Genomic DNA, 21074 nt, shown 5'->3' with positions numbered 1-21074 from the left:
CCCTGTGGAGTTCCGTACTCCACGGCATCCGGTCGTCGCAGGGATGACGGCAGATCAACTCGTGTGGGCGTACGGCGCGTCAACTGGCCTCGTTGTGCCGGCCCGTGCCGGCGGCGAGTTCGAATTCGGCGCGCGGGTTCTCCAGCGAGCCGAGCGAGACGATCTCGCGCTTGAACAGGCCCGCGAGGGTCCATTCGGCGAGCACCCGGGCCTTGCGGTTGAAGGTCGGCACCCGGCTGAGGTGGTAGGCGCGGTGCATGAACCACGCCGGGTAGCCCTTCAGCTTGCGCCCGTAGATGTGCGCGACGCCCTTGTGCAAGCCCAGCGAGGCCACCGACCCGGCGTATTTGTGCCGGTAGTCCACGATCGGGCCGCCGCGCACCGCCGAGGCGATGTTCTCGGCGAGCACCTTGGCCTGCCGGAGGGCGTGCTGAGCATTGGGCGCGCACACCGGGCGGGGCGCATCGGAATCGGCAGGCGGCTCGGCCGTCAGATCCGGGACCGCGGCCGCGTCCCCGGCGGACCAGGCATGTTCGACGCCGTCCACCTGGAGCGCGGGGGTGCACTGGAGCCGGCCGTGGGCGGCCAGCGGCAGTTTGCAGGCGGCCAGGATGGGGTGCGGTTTGACGCCCGCGGTCCACACCAGGGTCCGGGTCGGGAAGCGGGAGCCGTCGCTGAGGACGGCGACCCGCTTCTCACAGGACTCCAGCCGGGTCTCCAGCCGGACGTCGATGTTGCGGGCGCGCAGCTCACGTACGGCGTAACGGCCCATTTCCGGGCCCACTTCGGGGAGGATGCGGCCGGTGGCCTCGACCAGGATCCACTTCATGTCCTCGGGCTTGATGTTGTGGTAGTAGCGGACGGCGTAGCGGGCCATGTCCTCCAATTCGGCCAGCGCCTCCACGCCCGCGTAGCCGCCGCCGACGAAGACGAAGGTCAGCGCGGCGTCGCGGACCGCGGGGTCGCGGGTGGAGGAGGCGATGTCGAGCTGGCCGAGGACGTGGTTGCGCAGGCCGATGGCCTCTTCGACGGTCTTGAATCCGATGCCGACCTCGGCCAGGCCCGGGACGGGCAGGGTGCGCGAGACCGAGCCGGGGGCGAGGACGAGCTCGTCGTAGACCACCTCGATGGCGCCGTTGCCGGTCTCCTCCGCGGCCAGGGTGGTGATGGTGGCCCGGCGGTCGCTGTGGTCGATGGCGGTGACCTCGCCGATGACGACCTTGCACTGCGACAGCACCCGGCGCAGCGGTACGACGACATGGCGCGGGGAGATCGAGCCGGCCGCGGCCTCGGGCAGGAATGGCTGATAAGTCATGTAGGGATCCGGGTCGATCACGATCACCTCGACGGTGCCCTGTTGCAGCTCCTGCTTCAGCTTCCGCTGCAGCCGCAGGGCGGTGTACATCCCCACATAGCCACCGCCGACAACGAGAATGCGCGTCACGTTGTTCGAAGACACAGCCTTCACAGGGTTCTCCTCGCGGTGTCGACCAGGCCCGGGGCATCACCGATTGCGGAGGCCGGCCGGCGGCGCTCCACCATCGGGAGCTGCACCCCCGGAAAGGCACAGCACTGTTCCATGACGCATCGCCGGAGCGCCTTTGTCCACAGGCCCGGCGAAATGCGTGACCGGGCGCGACCCGGTGGACGGAACGGCTCATTCCGCGCGCGTGCGGCGAGGTGCGCTGGTCAGGGGGTGCGTAACGGAGGACAAGCAGGGGCGAAATCCGGGCGGATCAGGCCCCTTGGGCCGATCGGGGGTGCATTGTGCGGAACCCCCCTTCATTCTTGACCCCAGCTCAACTATGTTCGTATCTCGTTGGGGTGCACCCTGTCATCGGTACGCCCTGACGTGTCAGGGCGGGGAGTCTCCGGGGGGAGACGTCATTACCGGGGGATCACTATGCACACTCATGGCTCTCAATGGCCGACCACCGTCGCGATGGCCCATGCCACGGACGGCGCCGGGAGCAGTGGCGCACACAGCAGGACCAACGAGAACGGCAACGGCACCGGCGTGACCCACCGGGCCGGTGCGGCAACGGGCGCCCGGAGCACGCCGCTGCGGGTGGACGCACAGCGCAATCTGGAACACGTGCTGCGGGCCGCGCGCGAGGTGTTCGGCGAGCTGGGGTACGGCGCGCCCATGGAGGACGTGGCCCGGCGGGCCCGCGTGGGAGTCGGCACGGTCTACCGCCGGTTCCCCAGCAAGGACGTGCTCGTCCGCCGGATAGCGGAAGAGGAGACCGCACGGCTGACGGACCAGGCGCGTACGGCGCTGGGCCAGGAGGACGATCCGTGGTCGGCGCTCTCGCGCTTCCTGCGGACCTCGGTCGCCTCGGGAGCCGGACGGCTGCTGCCGCCGGGCATCCTGCGGGTGGACGCGGACACCGGGCGGCCCGCACAGCCGGCGGTGCACGGCGCGGACGAGCCGCGGCTGCCGGACGGTCTGAGCGAGGCGCGGGTGCCGCTGCAGCGGGTGGCGCCCGGGAGCGACGGAGTGCCCGTCGATCACCGGGCGGCCGACGCGCGCGAGGCCGCGGAGGACGAAGCGGCCGCGGTGGCGGAGACGACGGGCGCCGATGCGCTGCTGGAGGTCGTCGGGCGGCTGGTGGAGCGCGCCAAGACGGCCGGGGAGCTGCGCGCCGATGTGACGGTCGCCGATGTCCTCTTAGTCATCGCCACGGGTGCGCCGGCGCTGCCCGACCCCAGCCATCAGCAGGCCGCCTCCGCGCGGCTGCTGGAAATCCTGCTGGAGGGGCTGCGCTCGCGCCAGGAGCGGTGAGTTCCGCCGGCCGGCGCCGTCCGGTGGGGCCCGATCGCCGGGTCCGCCGGACGGCGCTCGGTCGCGGAACGGTGCAAAGACCGCGACGGCCCGTCTCCGCGCCCTTCGGGGCGCCTGCGGGGTGCGCGAGAGAGAGGGTCCGTACGGGATCCGCACGCAGTGTGGTCCGTCTGCGCACGATCGCCCGTACGAGTGAACGCCCGTGCGGTCGTCCGCCCTGGCGCCCCGGAGGAATACAAGCGGTCGCAGCCCTCAACGACAGGGGCTCCATGTGGCACGCTTGCGCGGTATAGCGGGATACGGGTGGGACGGCGGCTTCGGGAGCCTCGGCAATGGGCGTGGACGGGCGGGACGAGCGGCACGACGGGGGTTCAGGGGTGGGCGCGCACGAGGAGGCGTCGGCCGGGCAGGTCCCTGGCCCGAGCGGGCCGTGGGGCCCTGGGGAGAGGGCCGGTCGGATACCTCGCGCCGACGCCTCCAGGAGCGCGGCGCACGTCGTACCGCGGCAATGGCGCCGCGACGGCCGCAAGGGACCGGAAACCGGCCCGGAAGGTGGTGAACTTCCGCCCTCCGACGCCCAGTTGCTCGCCGATCTGCGGGCCGGTGACGACAGTGCGTACGAGGAGATGTACCGCCGGCACGCCCCCGCGGTCCGGGGCTATGCCCGCGGCTGCTGCCGGGACGCGGACACCGCGGAGGATCTGACCGGCGAGGTCTTCGCCCGCACGCTGCAGGCGGTGCGCGGCGGTGCGGGCCCGGATACGGCGGTGCGGGCCTACCTGCTGACAACCCTGCGCCGGGTCGCCGCCTCCTGGGCGAAGACCGCCCGCAGGGAGCAACTGGTCGAGGACTTCGCGGTGTTCGCGGTGTCCGCGGCCGGCTCCCCGGGGGAGGAGAAGACCGTGGCCCCGGGCGCGGACGTGCGCGCCATGCAGGAGGCCGAGCAGTCGATGGCCGTCCAGGCCTTCCGCAGCCTCCCGGAGCGCTATCAGACGGTGCTGTGGCACACCGCGGTCGAGGACGAGTCACCGAGCGAGGTCGCCCCGCTGCTCGGGCTGACCGCGAACGCCACCGCCGTATTGGCGCATCGCGCCCGGGAGGGCCTCAAGCAGGCCTATCTGCAGGCGCACGTCAGCCAGTCGCTTACCGCCGGCGGCGACTGCGCCCGGTACGCCGACCGGCTCGGTGCGTACGCCCGCGGCGGGCTGCGGATGCGGGCCGAGCGGGGGCTGCGCAGACATCTGGCGGACTGCGCCCGGTGCCGGCTGGCCGCGCTGGAGGTCGAGGACGTCAATCAGCGGATCGGCGCGCTGCTGCCGGTCGCTGTCATCGGCTGGCTGGCCGCCGGGTACGCCGTCAAGGCGGCCGTGGCAGGAGCCGCAGGGGCGGGAGCGGCGACGGCGGCCGGTCTCGCCGGGGGCGGGTCGGGTGCGTCAGGAGGTTCCGGCGCTGCCGGTGGTGCTGCCGCGGGCAACGGGCTGAGTGCCTCGCTGGCGGTCGGTCTCGGGGTCGGGGCGGCGGCGGTGGCGGGCACGGTGCTTGCGCTGTCGCTGACCGGTTTGCCGCACCGGGCGGCGGAACCGCAGGCCCGGTCCGCCCGGCCGGCCCCGGCCGCGCCGCAGAAGCCGGCGCCCGCGCCGTCACACCCGGGGCGGCCGACCGGGGCCGCTGCCGCCCCGGAGCCGCCCGCGAAGCCGGCTCCCCCGCACCAGCAGAAGCCGGCGCACAAGAAGCAGCCGGCACCGTCCTCCTCGGCCCCGGCGGCCCCGCAGAAGCCGCCGCCCACCCCGGCCCGGCCCTCGCCCCCGGCGGACCCCGCTCCCACGCGGCCGGCCCCCAGCCCCACCCCGCCGAAGCCGTCCCCGAAACCGCCGCTCCCCGCGCTGACGACGTATCAACTCAATGAGCTGAGCCATGACTTCATGGGGGACGGCAGCAAGCCGGAGGTGCGCACCGGGAGCGGCTGGATGTGGCCGCGGCGGGCGCCGGCGATCGGCGGCACGACGTATGCGCACGGGGTGAGCGTGCCCGCGCTGTCCTCGGTGACCATCGACCTCAACCGTCCGTGCACCGCGTACGACGCCGTCGTGGGCGTCGACGATCTGAGCATGGGACCGGGGGCGCTGCGCTTCTCGGTCTACGCGGACGGGGTGCGGCTGTGGCGTTCGCCGGCCATGCACGGCACGGAGGCCGGGGTTCCGGTGCATCTCCCGCTGGCGGGCCACCGCACGTTGCAGCTGGTGACCGAGCCGGCGGGGCCCGGTGCGGTGGCGCTCGGGGACTGGGCGCAGTCGACGATCAGCTGTCGTTGATCAGCTGTCGTTGAGCGGGCGCCGCGGCCTGCTCCGGGCGGGCCTGCCACGAGGAGTTGGCGGGCTCCCCGCCTCCTGGCCGCCGTGAGCCGGTGCCCACCACGGCTGCTGATCCGGAGTCACCCGGCAACGGCCACGCCCCGGCTCAGGACAGTCGCGCCCTGGGAACCACTCCGCCCGCGACCGCCTTCTGGCGCGGCGCCCCCGCCCCCGTCCAGCACGTCCCCCTCCGGGTCACCAGCCGCCGCAGCCACAACTCCGTGGAGACCAGCTCGGCCAGCCCGTCCATGGGCAGCGCCGCCCCGTCCGCCGCGTCCCGCAGCGCCTTGCGGACCACCCGCGCCTCCACCAGCCCCGCGTCGGCCAGCAGCGGCGCGTCGAAGAGCCGCACCAGCTCCCCTATGGCGCCGCGCAGCCCGGCGCGTACCTCTGCCGCATGGGTGAGGTGCGAGGCGGCGCCCCAGCCGGACGGCAGATCCCGTACGCCGGCCCCGGCCAGTACGGAGCGCAGCACGGTGGCCCGCGCCTCCGGCTGCACCCGCAGGGTGTCCGGCAGGGCGCGGCACGCGAGCACCACCTGGTTGTCGAGGAAAGGGGCGTGCAGCCGCTGGCTGCGGACCTCGGCGGCCTGCTCGAAGACGCGGTGGTCCGCCGCCTGACGGGCCAGCGCGGCACGGGCGCGGCGCTCCCCGGGGCGGCTCACGCCGGGCGCGCGGTGCACCGCCTCGCTGAGCCGAACCGATACTTCTGCCAGCGCCTCCCCCGTGAGCCAGCGCGCCGCGGGCCCCGGGCGGCACCAGGCGAGCGCCGCCAGCGAGGCGTCCACGGCACCGCCGCCCACCGGCTCGTCGGCGAACTGCCGCTCCAGGAGGCGGCGTGCCGTGTCGGCGATACCGGTGGCGTACGGCGTACGGGCGAGCCTGCGGGCGGCGCGGTAGACGGTGAACGGGACGAGGACGGACTGCGCGGTGGAGCCGTCCGCCTTGGCCAGCGCGGTGACCGGGCGCAGCAGATGGCGTCGGCGGCGGTCCAGGAGGAGGTCGGCGAGCCGGGCCGGGTGGGCGTCGAGGACCTGGCGGGCGCCGTGCCCGACGAAGTGGTCCGCGCTGCCGGCCAGCAGCCGTCGGCGGTGGCGGCTCGCGGTGATGAGGGAGGGACCCGGCTCGTCCGTGAGCGGGCCGCTTTCGAGGTCCGCATACGGGAGGGCCTCTTCGCCGGCCGCGACGACGACATGGTGCAGCCGCGGATTGTCGGCAAGGGTGCGGGCGCGCTCCAACTCGGCTTCGCGGGAGTCCGCCCCACCGTTGGTGGCACGGTCGTTGAAGGTGACGGCCAGGAGGCGTTCGCCGTGGCCGCCCAGCCGTCCGGGCCGGCCGGGGAGCCCGGCGGCAAGTAGGGCGAGGGTTCCGGAGGCGCTGCCTCCGGAGAGGTCGGCGCCGATGCCGGGGGCCGGTGCACCACGTGCCGCGCGCCGCTCCGCGGGCCCCATGCCCGGCACCGGGCCGGGGTCGAGGCCGTCGGGACCGTCCGGGTCGGGGACGTGCCGGGGCCCGGCCAGCCGCGCGCGGACGGCTTCGACCAGGGCGTCGCGGACGCCGTCCACGGCCTGTTCCGGGGCGAGCGGGGGCGCCGCGACGGCGAGCGAGACGGTCGGCTCGAAGGAGGTGATGTCGCTGGCGCCGCCGCGCAGCACCAGGGCGTGGCCGGGCGGGATCCGGCGGACCCCTTCGTACGGCGTGCCGTCGCCGAGCGCCTCCGGGACGTCCGGGCAGGCCAGCAGCGCCGCCAGATGGCCGATGTCGAGAGTGGCCTCGACGAGGTCGGCGAGGGGCAGGGCGGCGGTGGCATAAGCGGTGCCGCCGGCCCAGCGGGTGTGAAAGACGGGGCGGGCCCCCGCCAGGTCTCCGGTGACGGTGATCCGCCGCCCTATCTGGACGACGGCGGTGTAGCTGCCGGGCCAGGCGGTGAGATGGCGCAGCGCGCCCCCGCGGGCCGCGAACAGCCCCACCCGCAGCTGGTCGTCGGTGGCTCCGCAGGCACCGAAGACCGCGAGCCGGGTCTCGGGATCGGCCTGGACGACCCGGACCTCGTCCGCCCGCCAGTCGCCGACCGCCCAGAGGGGATCGGGGTCGCCCCACAGCAGCTGGGCGCCCACGGGAAGGACCGCGCGGCTCTCCGCACCCGGCACCGGCCCCGTGGCGGCACTGCTCCACCCCACCAACCAGCGCATTGCCGCCTCCACCCGATTCCCCGTCCGCCGGGGCCAACGGCCGCCCCGTACAGCGGATGGCCCGGCCACCGCCGGGCTGTTGTGCCGACCATGCTGCCATGACAGCGGCGCAGGGGAGGTGTTGAGGCGGGCCTGTATACGGGCGGTTCGCGGCGCGCTGCCCCCGGAGGGCCGCCGGCGGGCCCACGGGGGCGGCACCGGCCCACCGCGGGCGCGCCGCGAACGGCGGGAGCGGACGAGGCGGAAGGCGGCGGCGGAACGGCCACCCGGGCCGGTCCGCACACACCCTCGGGTGCGCGGTGCCGCCCCGGCCCCGGGAGGCCCCCCGTGTGGCCCCCGGGGCAACCCCCGAATGTGCGGCGGCGCGAAATCACCACCCGTGGACTTTCGGCCAAAGTCCGCTCCGTACAGCCCAGTTGACACATTCGGGCGTGATGTCAACCGGTACCCCGGCCGGCCGGGCGGCCGGCCTGTGCGACGGTCCGGGAGGCGGGCTGCGCCCCCCGGACCGGACCGTCACCCGCGGGGAATGAGGTGACGGTATCCCCCAGCCCACTGGATCCAGTGCAGCGGGCCGACCCACGCAGAAGACATGGAAGCGCTCCCCGCGACGCCCGGCCAGCGCGCACGGACGGGCGCACGGGCACACGTACCCGGAGCACATGCCAATTCCCGCACCCCTGTTTGAACATGAATCTCGCCATCCGGGACACCGGCTCTTAACGGTCAGGATCCGGCGAACTACTCTGGGTGGACGCATGCCCCGGGGTACCGGGGCGGCCGTCGCTGTGTCGAGGGGTGCGCATGTCCAGGGATATACGCGGGCCGAACGAAAAGCTCGGCACTGTTCTCGCCCTCGCGGGTATCAGCAATGCCGGACTCGCCCGCCGGGTCAACGACCTCGGTGCGCAGCGCGGACTGACGCTTCGTTATGACAAGACGTCGGTGGCGCGGTGGGTCTCCAAGGGCATGGTGCCGCAGGGCGCCGCGCCCCATCTGATCGCGTCCGCGATCGGCAGCAAGCTCGGGCGGCCCGTCCCGCTGCACGAGATCGGGCTGGCCGACGCGGACCCGGCGCCCGAGGTGGGCCTGGCATTTCCCCGTGACGTGGGCGCCGCGGTGCGCTCCGCGACCGAGTTGTACCGTCTCGATCTGGCCGGGCGGCGGGCCGGCGGGGGCGGCATCTGGCAGAGCCTGGCCGGATCCTTCGCCGTCAGCGCGTACGCCACCCCCGCCTCGCGCTGGCTGATATCCCCGGCCGACAGTTCGGTCGCGCGGGAGGCGGCCGAGGCGCGCGACAAGGACGCCGCGGCGGCCGGCGACGCCGGTATCCCGCAGCACGTCGGCCACAGCGACGTCAGCAAGCTGCGCGAGGCGGCCGAGGACGCGCGCCGCTGGGACTCCAAGTACGGCGGCGGGGACTGGCGTTCCTCCATGGTGCCGGAGTGCCTGCGGGTGGACGCGGCACCGCTGCTCCTCGCCTCGTACAGCGACGAGGTGGGCCGGGCGCTCTTCGGGGCGACCTCCGAACTCACCCGGCTAGCGGGGTGGATGGCCTTCGACACGGGCCAGCAGGAGGCCGCCCAGCGCTACTACATCCAGGCGCTGCGGCTCGCCCGGGCGGCCGCCGACGTCCCCCTGGGCGGCTATGTCCTCGCCTCGATGTCCCTCCAGGCGACCTACCGCGGCTTCGCCGACGAGGGCGTCGACCTCGCCCAGGCCGCCCTGGAACGCAACCGCGGCCTGGCCACGGCCCGCACCATGAGCTTCTTCCGCCTGGTGGAAGCCCGCGCGCAGGCCAAGGCCGGCGAGGCGCGCGCCTGCGAGGTGGCGCTGAAGGCGTCCGAGGGCTGGCTGGAGCGCTCCCGCAGCGGCGACCCCGACCCGTCGTGGCTGGACTTCTACTCGTACGAACGCTTCGCGGCCGATGCCGCCGAGTGCTACCGCGATCTGCGGCTGCCCCGCCAGGTGCGCCGCTTCACGGAGCAGGCGCTGTCCCGCCCCACCGAGGAATTCGTCCGCTCCCACGGGCTGCGCCTGGTGGTGTCCGCGGTCGCCGAACTGGAGTCCGGCAACCTGGACGCGGCCTGCGCGGCGGGCACCCGCGCGGTCGAGGTGGCGGGCCGGATCTCCTCCGCCCGCACCACCGAGTACGTCCGCGACCTGCTGCACCGCCTGGAGCCGTACGGCGACGAGCCCCGCGTGGTGGAGTTGCGCGAGCGGGCGAGACCGCTGCTGGCGGCGCCGGCTTAGGAGGGGGGCGGATCAGGACGGCTGGGGGCGTAGGGGCCGGGCCGGAGGTTGCCCGGGCCACAGGCTGTCCGGGCCGCAGACTGTCCGGGCCGCAGGGGTCCGGTCGAAGCCGTCCCCGCCGGGACCGCCGATCGGCATTGTCAGTGCCGGCCGTCATGATGGGATACGTCGTCGGTGACGATGCGCGGGTCCGCGGCGACGGTCGGGCCTGCGGTCATGCGGTTGGGGAGGTGCAGTGGCGGCGTACGACTGCGATGTACTGGTGATCGGTGCCGGCATCGTCGGACTCTCTACGGCCTATGCGCTCACGCGTGCCGCCCCCGGCATACGCGTCGTGGTCCTGGAGAAGGAGTCCGGTCCGGCCCGCCATCAGACCGGGCGCAACAGCGGCGTCATCCACAGCGGCATCTACTATCCGCCCGGCTCGCTCAAGGCCCGCTACGCCCTCCAGGGCTCGGCGGAAATGGTGAAGTTCTGCACCGAGCACGACATTCCGCACGAGGTCACCGGCAAGCTGATCGTCGCCACCGACCGCAGCGAGCTGCCGCGGCTGCACGGCCTGATCCAGCGCGGCCGCGAGCACGGCCTGCCGGTGCGCGAGCTGGGCCCCGCCCAGATAGCTGAGTACGAGCCCGAGGTCCGCGGCCTGGCCGCCATCCATGTCGGTACGACCGGCATCTGCGATTTCGCCGCGGTCGCCCGCCGGTTCGCCCGGCTCGCCGAGGACGCCGGCGCCCGGATCGTCTACGGCACCGAGGTGACGACCATCGGCCGCCGCCCCGGCCGGGTGGCGGTCCGTACGGCCGACGGCACGGTCCACCGCGCCCGTGCCCTGGTCAACTGCGCCGGTCTGCACTGTGACCGGATCGCCCGGCTGGCCGGCGACGCCCCGGGCATGCGGATCGTCCCGTTCCGCGGTGAGTACTTCACCCTCGCCCCGGAGCGCGCCTCTCTCGTGAAGGGCCTGGTCTATCCGGTCCCCGATCCGGCCTTCCCGTTCCTCGGCGTCCATCTGACCCGCGGCACCGACGGCGCCGTCCACATCGGCCCGAACGCCGTCCCCGCCCTGGCCCGCGAGGGCTACGACTGGCACACGGTCCGCCCCGCCGAGCTGGCCGGCACCCTCGCCTATCCCGGCTCCTGGCGGATAGCCCGCCGCCACTGGCGCCACGGCGCCGGCGAACTGCACCGCTCGCTGTCCCGGCGCGCCTTCGCCGACGCGGTCCGCCGCCTGCTCCCGGCCGCCCGCGAGGAGGACCTGCGCCCGGCCCCGGCCGGCGTCCGCGCCCAGGCCGTCCTCCCCGACGGCACCCTCGTCGACGACTTCCTCTTCGCCGAGTCGCCCGGCATGATCCATGTCCTCAACGCCCCCTCCCCCGCCGCCACGGCCTCCCTCCCCATCGGCCGGGAGGTGGCACGCCGGGTGCTGGGGGTGCTGGCGGGCTGACGGCACGGCCTCCTTCCCCTTCGGCCTGGGGGCACGACGGGTGCTGGGAGCACGGACTCTGGCCGCCCTCCCCGCGGCCGTCCGCTCCCTCTCCACGGCCATCCGCGCCCGTTCCCGTCGTGATCCGCGCCCGTCCCCGTCGTCGTCCGCGCCCGCCCCGTCCTCGTCCTCGTCCGCGCCCCCCTACCCACGGCCGTCCGCTCCCCTCCCCACGGCCGTCCACGTGCCTCCCCCGCCATCCGTAGAATCAACTCACTGTGTCCGAGAACTCCGCCACCCCCGAATCCGCCGCCCCCGACGCGCACGTCCCGGAAGCAAGCGCTCCGGAAGCCGACGCCGAGCAGGCCCGCAGCCTTGGCTCCACCGCCGTCTCTGCGGCCACTCCCCGCCGCGGTGCGCCCATGTTCCCCGACGGGACCGGCCCCGCGGCCGACCCCGCGGGCTCGCACCACGAGCGGCGGATCCGTTCCTTCCAGCCGCGCCGCAGCCGCGTCTCGCCCACCCAGGCCGATGCGCTGCGCCGGCTGTGGCCCACTTGGGGACTGGACATCGACGGGCTCTCCCGGATCGACCTCGACGCGTTCTTCGACGGGCTGCCGGTCGTCCTGGAGATCGGCTTCGGGATGGGCGAGGCCACGGCACAGATGGCCGCCGCCGACCCGGCCACCGGCATCCTCGCCTGTGACGTCCACACCCCCGGCCAGGGCAATCTGCTCGGTCTCGCGGAGCGGAACGGCCTGTCCAACATCCGGGTGGCCAACGGCGACGCGATCATCCTGCTGCGCGAGATGCTCGCTCCCGGCTCCCTCGCCGGCCTGCGCGTCTACTTCCCCGACCCCTGGCCGAAGAAGCGCCACCACAAGCGACGCCTCATCCAGCCGGAGTTCCTCGCCCTGGCGACCACCCGGCTCGCGCCCGGTGCCCTCGTCCACTGCGCGACCGACTGGGAGCCGTACGCCGAGCAGATGCTGGAGGTGCTCTCGGCCGAGCCGACGCTGGAGAACCTCTACTCCGGCTATGCGCCGCGTCCGGACTTCCGCCCGCTCACCAAGTTCGAGGGCCAGGGCCTGGACAAGGGGCATATCGTGCATGACCTCCTCTTCCGCCGCCGCGGCGCGTAACGCGGAGGCCGCTCGTTAGGGTCGATGGGTGTACCCGTCCGAGCCGCCCCCGCGCCACGCGCCCGCCCCTCCCCCGTACACACCCCACCCGGCCACACCGCACCCGCACGCACACTCCGCCGCGCACGCCCGGCGCCGGATCGCCCCGTGGCGCAGCAAGACGCTGCGCGCGATCGCCCTGGTGTCGATGTTCGCGCTCTCCGGCGTGATCAGCATCGGCATGGTCCGCCAGGAGACCGGCACCGAGGGCCTCCTGGTCGGCCTCGGTCTGGCCGTGTTCCCCGTACCGCTCCTGATCGCGGCGTTCTGCTGGCTCGACCGCATCGAGCCCGAGCCCTGGCGCAACCTCGCGTTCGCCTTCGCCTGGGGCGCCTGCGCCGCCGCCCTGGTCGCGCTCCTCGCCAACGGCTTCGCGACCGACTGGCTGGCCGCCAACATCGCCTCCGCCTCACCCTCCGAGGCCGAGGCCTGGGGCGCCACGATCATCGCCCCGATCGTCGAGGAGCTGGCCAAGGCCGCCGCCGTGGTCCTCCTCTACCGCTTCCGGCGACACGAATTCGACAGGATCACGGACGGCATCGTCATCGCCGGCATCACCGCCACCGGCTTCGCCTTCACCGAGAACATCCTCTACCTGGGCAACGCCTTCGGCGAGGACCAGTCCATGGGCCACTCCGGCCTGGACTCCCTCACCGCCGGCACCTTCTTCCTCCGCATCATCGTCTCCCCCTTCGCCCACCCCCTCTTCACCATCCTCACCGGCCTCGCGTTCGGCATCGCCGCCACCCGCTACCCCCGCCGCCGCGCCGCCCGCATCGCGCTCGCCGTCCTCGGCCTGCTCACCGCCGTCCTGCTGCACGCCATCTGGAACGGCGCCTCCGCCCTCGGCGAGCCCGGCTTCCTCACCGTCTACGGCCTCTTCATGGTCCCGGTCCTCATCGCCCTGACCTGGCTCGCCGTCTGGGCCCGCAACCAGGAGCTGCTCTCCCTGCGCGGCTACCTCGCCCCGTACATCACCGCCGGCTGGCTCGCCCCCACCGAACCCACCGCCCTCTCCTCCCCGCGAACCCGTGCCCTGGCCCGCGACATGGCCCGACGCACCCACGGCCCCGCCGCCGCCCGCGCCGTCACCGAATACACCGCCGTGGCCACCACCCTCTCCTTCCACCGCCGCCGAGCCCATCTCCTGGGCCCCGACCCGGACTTCACCCTCCGAGAGCAGCATCTGCTCCAGCACTTGCGGTACTACCAGGGGTGGGGGCGGGCGGCGTTGACGGATGCGTGGGTGGCCAGGGAGCAGCCGTGCAGTTCCGACGGCTCGCGTAGTCACAGCAGTTGACGCCTTCCGAAGCCAGCACGAACAGCGGCGGTTCGCCACACGCCGCTCGTCAACAGCGGTCCCCTATCTCCCTCGACAGTGGAGTACGGGCCACCTTTACTGGGCAACTAGTCCTGGTTTATGGCTCATCCATCCGCACCTGAAAACGAGGGAAGCGCCACCTTGTCCGAGACCCAGCAGGAACGTGCCGCTCGCTTCTTGGAGGCGCTTGCCTCCCTCCCCCTGCGTCGCCCGTCAGGTGAGCCGTCGAGAGATCAGCCCATCGCACTCCTCTGGGCCATCAGCCGTGCGGTCGAGCGCTCAGATCGCCTCACGTCATGGGAAAAGGCAAAGACCGACTTTCGAGCCATACTTACTGAATACGGCCGAGAAGATGCAACCCCCACACCCGAAATAGCTTTCCTCGAGTTGCATCAATTCCCTTTCTGGGAGACTACCGGCACGAATGGTGCGGCCCCAAACTCCGGAGATCCTCACGCAGTCACGTGGCTTACTGAGCAAGCACCGCAGGGTGGCCTGGAGGCCTCTCTCTACGAGCAGCTCGCCTCGGATAAGAATCTATGCCGGAATGCCGTGAAACTGCTCCACGAGAAATACTTCGCGGACCATCGGCTCGATTTGCTGCTCCTGGAAGCAGGACTTCCTGACGCAACATTTGACGGCTTCGGCCATCCGCCACATGTGCGAGTAGGGGATAGCTTCAAGAGGCGACGGACGCTAGCACGAGCAAGGGTGCACCGGCCCACCATGGCCGGAATTTGCGGAACGGCGGCCACCGGCGCCGAATCCATTGTCGTCTCCGGAGGCTATGAAGACGATGAAGACTATGGCAACGAGATAATCTATACCGGGCAAGGCGGGCGCGACGACAAAACGAAGAAGCAATGCAAGGATCAAGAGCTGACCCTAGGGAATGCAGCATTGGTCACCAGCTACTCCACCGGGACGCCGGTACGAGTGATCCGCGGATCGGGCGGCGACCCCCAGCACTCCCCTGCTACCGGACTCCGATACGACGGCCTGTACCGAGTGGACGAGTACTGGTCGCAGCGCGGCGAGTCCAACTTCCTTGTGTGGCGCTATCGCCTCCGCGCAATGGACAATGCCGACAAACGGGCCGCCACCAACATTGCCCGCTCAATTCCGACCGGCAACGCCACGCCAGGCCGTAAGGAAACCTCCACTCAGCGCATCATCCGAAGCACCACAGTAGCCGACTACGTGAAAAGGATGCACGCTTACGCATGCCAGGTATGCGGACTGCGCATCGAGACTCCTACGGGCGCTTACGCTGAAGCCGCGCACATTCAGCCGCTCGGACACCCTCACGACGGTCCCGATGAGATCGATAACGTGCTGTGCCTGTGCCCAAATCACCACACAGCCTTCGACTTCGGAATGCTGATTATCAACGATGACCGAACCGTTACGCAGCGAGGTTCCGAACCCCGCACCTATCAACTTCGCGAGACTCCCGGCCATGCCATAAAAGCCGAATATCTTGCGTATCACCGAAATCACCACGAGCACAAATAACAAGCACGCCTGGAATTCCACCACCTCCCCGTTCTCTGGCGCGGCTGCGCAAGAGCGTGCTGCGACCTGCCATCGGGAGCATCCGCGCCGAACACGGCGCACTATGCGGGATCCACGGAGGCCACGCGTATGGTCGTTAGAGGTTCCCTGATGCGGAGGTTTCTGTGATGACCGGCGTACCAACAAGCCTGACTGCCGCAACCGGCCTACTAAGCGGCTACGCCGTAGCCCGCTGGACCAAGAAGCGCCCCCTGGGCGGAGTGGCCCTCGCGGCGGCCGGGGTCGTGGCGGCCAGGGGGTGGCAGCGGAAGGCCGGGAGTGCGACGGCGGCGGCGTTGAGCGGGGCGTATGTGGCGGCGTTTGCCGGGTCGCATCCGCTCGCGAAGAAGATCGGGGCGTGGCCTTCGGTGTGCGCGGTGGCGGGCGGGGTGGCCGCGGCATCGTGGTTCGTGGTGGATGGCCGGAAGGTGTGACGGCTGCGCCGCTCGCCCGGCGCGGCAGGATGTGTGGGGTACGGCGGGACGGTACCCGCCGGACCCCACAGCCCTGTTGGACGCTGGTTACGCCGAAGCCTCGTCCAGCAGCTTGAGTTCGGCGTCGGTCAGGGTCAGCTCCGCCACCCCCAGCAACGCAGGCAGCTGCTCCACCGTCCGGGCGCTCGCGATCGGCGCCACGACGGTGGGCTGGGCGGCGAGCCAGGCCAGGGCGACGGTGGCGATTTCGGCCTGGTGGGCGGCGGCGACGGAGTCCAGGGCCGTCAGGACGCGGAGGCCGCGGTCGGTGTCCAGGTACGTGGCGGCCTTCGCCGTGCGGGCGCTGTCGACCGTGCTGCCCGGGCGGTACTTGCCGGTCAGGAAGCCGGAGGCGAGGGCGTAATACGGCACCGCGGCCACGCCGTTGCGGGCGGCCACGTCGGCGAGTTCGCCCTCGTAGGTGTCGCGGGAGACCAGGTTGTAGTGCGGCTGGAGGGCGACATAGCGGGCCAGGCCCTCGCGGTCGGAGAAGCCCAGGGACTCCTCCAGGCGCTGCGCCGAGATGTTGGAGGCGGCGATCTCGCGGACCTTGCCGGCCCGGACGAGGTCGTCGAGGGCGGTGAGGAACTCCGAGACCTCGACCGATTCATCGTCGTAGTGGGTGTAGTAGAGGTCGATGTAGTCGGTGCGCAGACGGGTCAGGGACTCGTCGACCGCGGCCTTGATCGTCGCGGCGGACAGGCCCTTGTAGGCCGGGTGGGCGCCGACCTTGGTGGCGATGACGACCTCGGAGCGGTTGCCGCGTGAGGACAGCCAGTTGCCGATGACGGTCTCGGACTCGCCGCCCTTGTTGCCCGGGACCCACGCCGAGTAGACGTCGGCGGTGTCGATGAAGTTGCCGCCGCCCGCGACGTACGCATCGAGCACGGCGAAGGACTCGGCCTCGTCGGCCGTCCAGCCGAAGACATTGCCGCCGAGGGAGAGCCGGGAGACGGAGAGCGAACCGAGGGACGTGCGGGTGCGGGGGGCTGGAGTCGCGGTCATGCTTGGTGCAGCGTCGGCGGGACGGCAGTTATTCCTGCCTCCTCCCGCCCACGCCGCACCTCGCGCGGCCGCGCCCAACGGCGCCTGCCGTCAGGGGTGTTACACCTTGATCCCGTGGTCCCGCAGCCACGGAATCGGGTCGATCGGGTCGCCGGCGCCGGGGCGCACCTCCAGGTGGAGATGGGGGCCGGTGACGTTGCCGGTGGCGCCGACGCGGGCGATGACGTCGCCGGTGCTGACCTTGCCGGAGGTCTTCACCATCGAGGACAGATGGCAGAACCAGAGTTCGGTGCCGTCGTCGAGGGTGAGGACGATGCGGTAGCCGTACGAGCCCGCCCAGCCGGCCTGGGTGATGGTGCCGGAGTGGACGGCCTTGACGGGTGTGCCGGTCGGTGCGGCGAAGTCCTGTCCGGTGTGGTCCGCGGCCCAGCGGTCGCCGGACTCGCCGAAGCCGGCGGTCAAGGTGAAGGAGGCGACGGGGGCGGTATAGCTCTGTGCCAGTTTGGCGAGGCGCTCGGCCTCCGCCTTCCGACGGGCCGCTTCTTCGGCCTGGCGCTTGGCCTCCATCTCGGCTGCCTTCTTGGCGGCTGCGGCCTTCTCGGCCGACGCCTGGTGGGCGGTGGCTTCCTTCGCGGCCTGCTGGACAGCGCTGTGTTCGGCGGTGTCGCGGGCCTCCTCCTCGGCGGCGCCCTGCTGCGCGTCGGCCTGCTGGAGGATCCGGCTGCGCAGCGCCTCACCGGGGCCGGCGGACCCGTCCTCCGCGCCCGCGCGGGTGGCCTGGGTGAGGGGGCCGGAGGCGGCGGCAACCGTGGAGCCGGAAGCCGGCGCCGCGGAGGGGTCCGCGTCCGATATGAGGCCACCGACGACGGGGAGGGACGCCGCATCCGGGAGCGCGTCGGAGAGGCCGTCGGCCATCCCGCCGACGTCGGGCATCGAGATCGGAACCGGCGGGCGGTCCTCGGCCGAGGCCATTCCGCTCGCGCCGACCGCAGCGATCACGCCGACGCCCAGGACCGTGCCGCCGCGGGCGAGGCCGCCTGAGCGCTGCTTGGCCACCCGGTGCTTACCGCGGACGGATCGGACGGATTCTTCGGTGGGATTCCATTCCTCCCACGGACCGTCGCCGTTCCCGTCCGGATCACCGGGGCCCGGGAAGGCACCATCACCAGGGCCCGGGAAGACACCTCGGTCATCGATCTCGTAGGCGGACGGACCCTCGGGGGCAGGCCTGTTGGACGCCACGGAGGCGCACTCCTTTCCTTCCTTCTCGCCTACCGGGTTAGCTGACGGGTTCGGAGCAGGAAGGTCTCCTACGGGCGCCCGCTGGCGGAGGGCGTCCGATTCACCCCAAGGAAGTGGTTCCCCGGTTCCCTTGGTGCAGTTCGAGGTGCTGGGGGTGCGTGAAAAGCGCGTGCGGGATTCGGCGTCGGCGCACGGTGCCGCCTCTTGCGGCGGCTGGGACGACCGCGCTCCGTTATCGGACAGTAATAGAGATCGCATCCGAATTCCAAGCCTTCCCGCGAATCCATACGGCCGGTACCCGAGCTCTGGCCTGGACTTCTCGGCCCATCGAGGTCGCAACCGGACGAGTTGCCCGCCCGGCTCTAAACGATCTCGCGCTGATTGTGCGTCAGTTGTTATGCGGAGGGGTGCCCCTCAGTGACGGAACGTGAGAGCAGTAACGTCGGATCATGGTCGTCAACACCGGGAACGTCGCGGGCGCCGCCGGTGGCGCGTGGGCAGTGGCGGAGCGATACCGGGAGTTCTCCTGGCGCGAGGCGCAGGGACGGTCCGAGGCGCACGAGGAGTTGAGCGCGCGGATCGGTCAGGACCAAGAGTTCTGCGAGCTGCTGTCGGGGTCGCTGCCCGCCGGCGGGAAGCAGCAGCCGGCCCTGCTGCTCGCCGCCGTCCGCCATCTCGACGGCCCGCACGCCGATCTGGGCCCGCGCGGTGCGGCCGCGTACACACGCTGGCGCGAGTGGACGGTCCGGCACTGGGACGAGGTGCGCGCGGTCGTGATGCGGCGCACCCCCCAGGCCGACGAACCGGCCCGCTGCGCCGCCCTGCTGCCGCTGCTCGCCGGCCTGCCACAGCCGCTGGCACTACTGGAGGCCGGGTCGTCCGCGGGGCTGGGCCTGCATCCCGACCGCTATCGATACCGCTACGCGCACACCCCGTATGCGGACGAAGCGGAGGAGACGGAAGAGGGGCCAGGACGGGCCGACGGTGCGGGCCCTCGTGTCGAGATCGAGGCCGGGGCACCGGGGAGCCCGGCGGTCTTCGGATGCCGTACGGACTGGGCGGCCCATGAGCTGGCCGGCCCGCTGCCAACGATCGTCTGGCGGGCGGGTATCGCTCCCGATCCGCTCGACCCGGTCGCCGAGCCGGACGATCTGCGCTGGCTGCAGGCGTGCGTCTGGCCGGGCGACGAGGAGCGGGCGGCGCGGCTGTCGGCGGCCGTCGAGGCGGTGCGGGCGGCGCCGCGGCCGCGGATCGTGCGCGGCGATCCGCTCGGCGAACTGCCCGCACTCGCCGCCGAGGCGCCGCCCGAGGCCACCCTGGCCATCTTCCACAGCGCCGCGCTGGGCGGCCTTCCGCCCGCCCGCCGGGAGGAGTTCGCGCGTCTCGTACGGTCGCTGCTGGACGCCCGGCCCGGCGGCGGGCACTGGATCTCCCACGAGCCGCACTCCGTCCTGCCGTGGCTCACCCCGCCCACGCACCGCTCGCCCCACCCGGACCCGCAGTACACCCGCCTCACCCTCGCCCTGGACGGACGCCCGGTCGCCGTCACCGGCCCGTACGGGCAGAGCCTGCACCGGCTGCCGGGCGCGGCACCCGCACCGGCGAGCTGAGCCCCGGCCCGCCCCCTACGGCCCCACCCTTACTCCCCCATCGGCCGCTGCACCGCCAGCAGGGCCACGTCGTCGGCCGGTTCGCCGCCCGTGTGCCGGGTGATGTCCTCGACGAGGGTGTCCAGGAGGACGTCCGGGTCCGGGAAGCGGCCGCCGCGCAGCCTGCCCGACGGGTGATAGCAACGGCCGAACAGATCACGGGCCGTGGCCACCCCGTCGGTGAAGCAGAGCAGCAGGGCACCGGCCGGGAAGAACGTCTCGGCCGGCCGACCGGGCGGGCTGCCCATCCCGCCCGTCCCCAGGGGGAGCCCGGTCTCCGCGGGAAACAGCTCGCGCAGCCCGCCGTCCGGGGTGAGCAGCAAGGGGAACGGATGGCCCCGGTGGAGCACGCGCAACACGGACGGCTCGTCGGCGGGGATCTCGGCAAGGAGGGCGGTGGCGAAGTGCTCGGACCGTTCGGGTCCGTCGCACCACTCACGCTCCCGTTCCAGCGCCCGCTCCAGCCGGCTCGCCACCGCCTCCAGCGTGGCCTCGTGATCCGCCGCCTCACGGAACGCGCCGAGGACGGTCATCGCGGACACCACCGCCGGCAGGCCCTTCCCGCGTACGTCGCCGACGATCAGCCGCACGCCGTGCCGGGTCTCCTGCACCGCGTAGAGATCGCCGCCGGCCCCCGCGGCCGTGCGCCCACCCAGATAGCGGGCGGCGACGGCGAACCCGGCGAGCCGTGCGGGCGGCGTGGGCAGCACGGCCCGCTGGGCGGCCTCCGCGGCCTCCCGTACGGCTTCCGGGTGCCCTCCGCTGTGCCGCACCACCCGGTTGATGCCCAGCGCGAGCAGCGAGACGGCAAGCACCAGGACGATCTCCGTCACCGAGGCCCGGCGGTCCTGTGCGGCGCCCCGGTAGAGGACGGTCCAGATCTCGCCGAGCGTGGCGGCCAGGGCCGTCAGGGCGGTGGTACGCAGCGAGAACAGCGGCGCGGCGGCCGGCGGAGCGGCGGAGAAAAACGGGGCGGCGGTGTAGCCGGCCGGCGCCGCCATGCCGAAGGCGAGCCCGCCGACGATCAGCAGGGCCGGAAGCCGGCGCACCAGGCGGCGGACGGCCGGGGCCACCGGGGACCGCCGCTCCCCACCGCCCTCCGGGGTCACCGCACCTTCGCGTCTCCGCACCGGCCTCTTCCCCTGCCACCCGTCCACACGGGCACCTAAGTGGCCGTCTCGCCGCCCTCAGGGTTGCCGGTACGGGACCGGGCGGCGAATCACCGGGGGCCGGACGGGTCATACGGAGAGGCCGGGCGGGATCACGGGGCCGTGGGCGTCCCCGGCCGCCTCGTACGAGGCCCGGCGCCTTCCAGGATCACTCGCGTCAGAGGCACTTGGCACCGCCCCGGACACCGGCGAACGACGAGGGCCCGGACCGTCTCCGGCCCGGGCCCTCGGGGGCGCCGCTCGGCGCTGCGGACGGCTCTCCCGTCCGCTTCTGGTGGGCCATCAGGGGCTCGAACCCTGAACCAATGGATTAAAAGTCCACTGCTCTGCCAATTGAGCTAATGGCCCGCACCGAGCAGCATAGCCCGAGGAGGTGCCACAGCCCGAAGGCATTAGCCGTGCGGCCGTCCTGCGGGGTGGCGCGGGGCCGTTCCCCGGGGCGTCCACCTCCCCCAACGCGCAGGGCCCGTACGG

Annotated in this window: 14 protein-coding genes, 1 tRNA gene and 1 riboswitch; of the genes, 9 read left to right on the top strand and 6 right to left on the bottom strand. The window is 72.7% G+C overall.

The genetic code is table 11. The annotated features are described in order from the left end of the window. Window positions 1-79: 79 nt before the first annotated feature. Window positions 80-1459: an NAD(P)/FAD-dependent oxidoreductase gene (locus CPH93_RS18510; RefSeq protein WP_093488841.1), complete on the bottom strand. Its 1380-nt coding sequence runs from the start codon at window positions 1457-1459 to the stop codon at window positions 80-82. A 483-nt stretch (window positions 1460-1942) separates the two neighbouring features. Here CPH93_RS18510 and CPH93_RS18505 point away from each other — a divergent pair, with 483 nt between their 5' ends. Both CPH93_RS18505 and CPH93_RS18500 read left to right on the top strand, forming a co-directional pair. Next, window positions 1943-2785 carry a TetR/AcrR family transcriptional regulator gene (locus tag CPH93_RS18505; RefSeq protein ID WP_096213497.1) on the top strand — a complete coding sequence of 281 codons (843 nt, stop codon included), beginning with the start codon at window positions 1943-1945 and terminating at the stop codon, window positions 2783-2785. Between the two features lie 332 nt (window positions 2786-3117). Next, window positions 3118-5097, top strand: coding sequence for a sigma-70 family RNA polymerase sigma factor (locus CPH93_RS18500; RefSeq protein WP_231976887.1), 1980 nt, complete (start codon window positions 3118-3120; stop codon window positions 5095-5097). A 145-nt stretch (window positions 5098-5242) separates the two neighbouring features. On the opposite strand, the gene CPH93_RS18495 is transcribed toward CPH93_RS18500, so the two are convergent. Next, entirely contained in the window at window positions 5243-7327 is a 2085-nt protein-coding gene (locus CPH93_RS18495) for an asparagine synthase-related protein (protein WP_093483925.1), read from the bottom strand. Between the two features lie 804 nt (window positions 7328-8131). On the opposite strand from CPH93_RS18495, the gene CPH93_RS18490 reads away from it, so the two are divergent. From CPH93_RS18490 to CPH93_RS18465, 6 genes are all read left to right on the top strand, one after another. Beyond that, window positions 8132-9580 (top strand): hypothetical protein, encoded by a 1449-nt coding sequence (locus tag CPH93_RS18490; protein WP_006604728.1) that lies wholly within the window; start codon window positions 8132-8134, stop codon window positions 9578-9580. Window positions 9581-9815: 235 nt separating this feature from the next. Then, complete coding sequence (gene lhgO, locus CPH93_RS18485) at window positions 9816-11027, top strand: L-2-hydroxyglutarate oxidase (protein WP_096213496.1); 1212 nt, start codon at window positions 9816-9818, stop codon at window positions 11025-11027. A gap of 257 nt (window positions 11028-11284) precedes the next feature. Beyond that, window positions 11285-12148 (top strand): tRNA (guanosine(46)-N7)-methyltransferase TrmB, encoded by an 864-nt coding sequence (gene trmB, locus CPH93_RS18480; protein WP_096213495.1) that lies wholly within the window; start codon window positions 11285-11287, stop codon window positions 12146-12148. 28 nt (window positions 12149-12176) lie between these two features. Further along, window positions 12177-13487 (top strand): PrsW family intramembrane metalloprotease, encoded by a 1311-nt coding sequence (locus CPH93_RS18475; protein WP_231976886.1) that lies wholly within the window; start codon window positions 12177-12179, stop codon window positions 13485-13487. 162 nt (window positions 13488-13649) lie between these two features. Beyond that, the gene (locus tag CPH93_RS18470; protein ID WP_197708707.1) at window positions 13650-15023 is read left to right on the top strand and encodes a YDG/SRA domain-containing protein; all 1374 of its coding nucleotides are present in this window, start codon (window positions 13650-13652) and stop codon (window positions 15021-15023) included. 167 nt (window positions 15024-15190) lie between these two features. After that, window positions 15191-15496, top strand: a complete 306-nt coding sequence (locus CPH93_RS18465) for a hypothetical protein (RefSeq protein WP_173909840.1) — start codon at window positions 15191-15193, stop codon at window positions 15494-15496. An 87-nt stretch (window positions 15497-15583) separates the two neighbouring features. Here CPH93_RS18465 and CPH93_RS18460 read toward each other — a convergent pair whose 3' ends face one another. Further along, complete coding sequence (locus tag CPH93_RS18460) at window positions 15584-16540, bottom strand: aldo/keto reductase (RefSeq protein WP_096213493.1); 957 nt, start codon at window positions 16538-16540, stop codon at window positions 15584-15586. A gap of 99 nt (window positions 16541-16639) precedes the next feature. Then, window positions 16640-17782: a M23 family metallopeptidase gene (locus CPH93_RS18455; RefSeq protein WP_096213492.1), complete on the bottom strand. Its 1143-nt coding sequence runs from the start codon at window positions 17780-17782 to the stop codon at window positions 16640-16642. Window positions 17783-17793: 11 nt separating this feature from the next. Continuing rightward, window positions 17794-17940, bottom strand: a riboswitch (cyclic di-AMP (ydaO/yuaA leader). Window positions 17941-18231: 291 nt separating this feature from the next. Between CPH93_RS18455 and CPH93_RS18450 the strand changes: the two genes are divergently transcribed. Further along, a complete protein-coding gene (locus tag CPH93_RS18450; protein ID WP_096213491.1) occupies window positions 18232-19392 on the top strand; it encodes a DUF2332 family protein in 1161 nt (386 codons plus the stop codon). A 29-nt stretch (window positions 19393-19421) separates the two neighbouring features. On the opposite strand, the gene CPH93_RS18445 is transcribed toward CPH93_RS18450, so the two are convergent. Both CPH93_RS18445 and CPH93_RS18440 read right to left on the bottom strand, forming a co-directional pair. Next, complete coding sequence (locus CPH93_RS18445; RefSeq protein WP_231976885.1) at window positions 19422-20561, bottom strand: PP2C family protein-serine/threonine phosphatase; 1140 nt, start codon at window positions 20559-20561, stop codon at window positions 19422-19424. Between the two features lie 311 nt (window positions 20562-20872). After that, window positions 20873-20948 (bottom strand) — tRNA-Lys (locus CPH93_RS18440). Window positions 20949-21074 lie beyond the last annotated feature (126 nt).

The sequence above is a fragment of the Streptomyces sp. 2323.1 genome, assembly GCF_900221035.1.
Lineage (GTDB): Bacteria > Actinomycetota > Actinomycetes > Streptomycetales > Streptomycetaceae > Streptomyces > Streptomyces sioyaensis.
The sequence above is the reverse complement of the archived record's forward strand: the minus strand, read 5'-3'. Positions and strand labels throughout refer to the sequence as shown.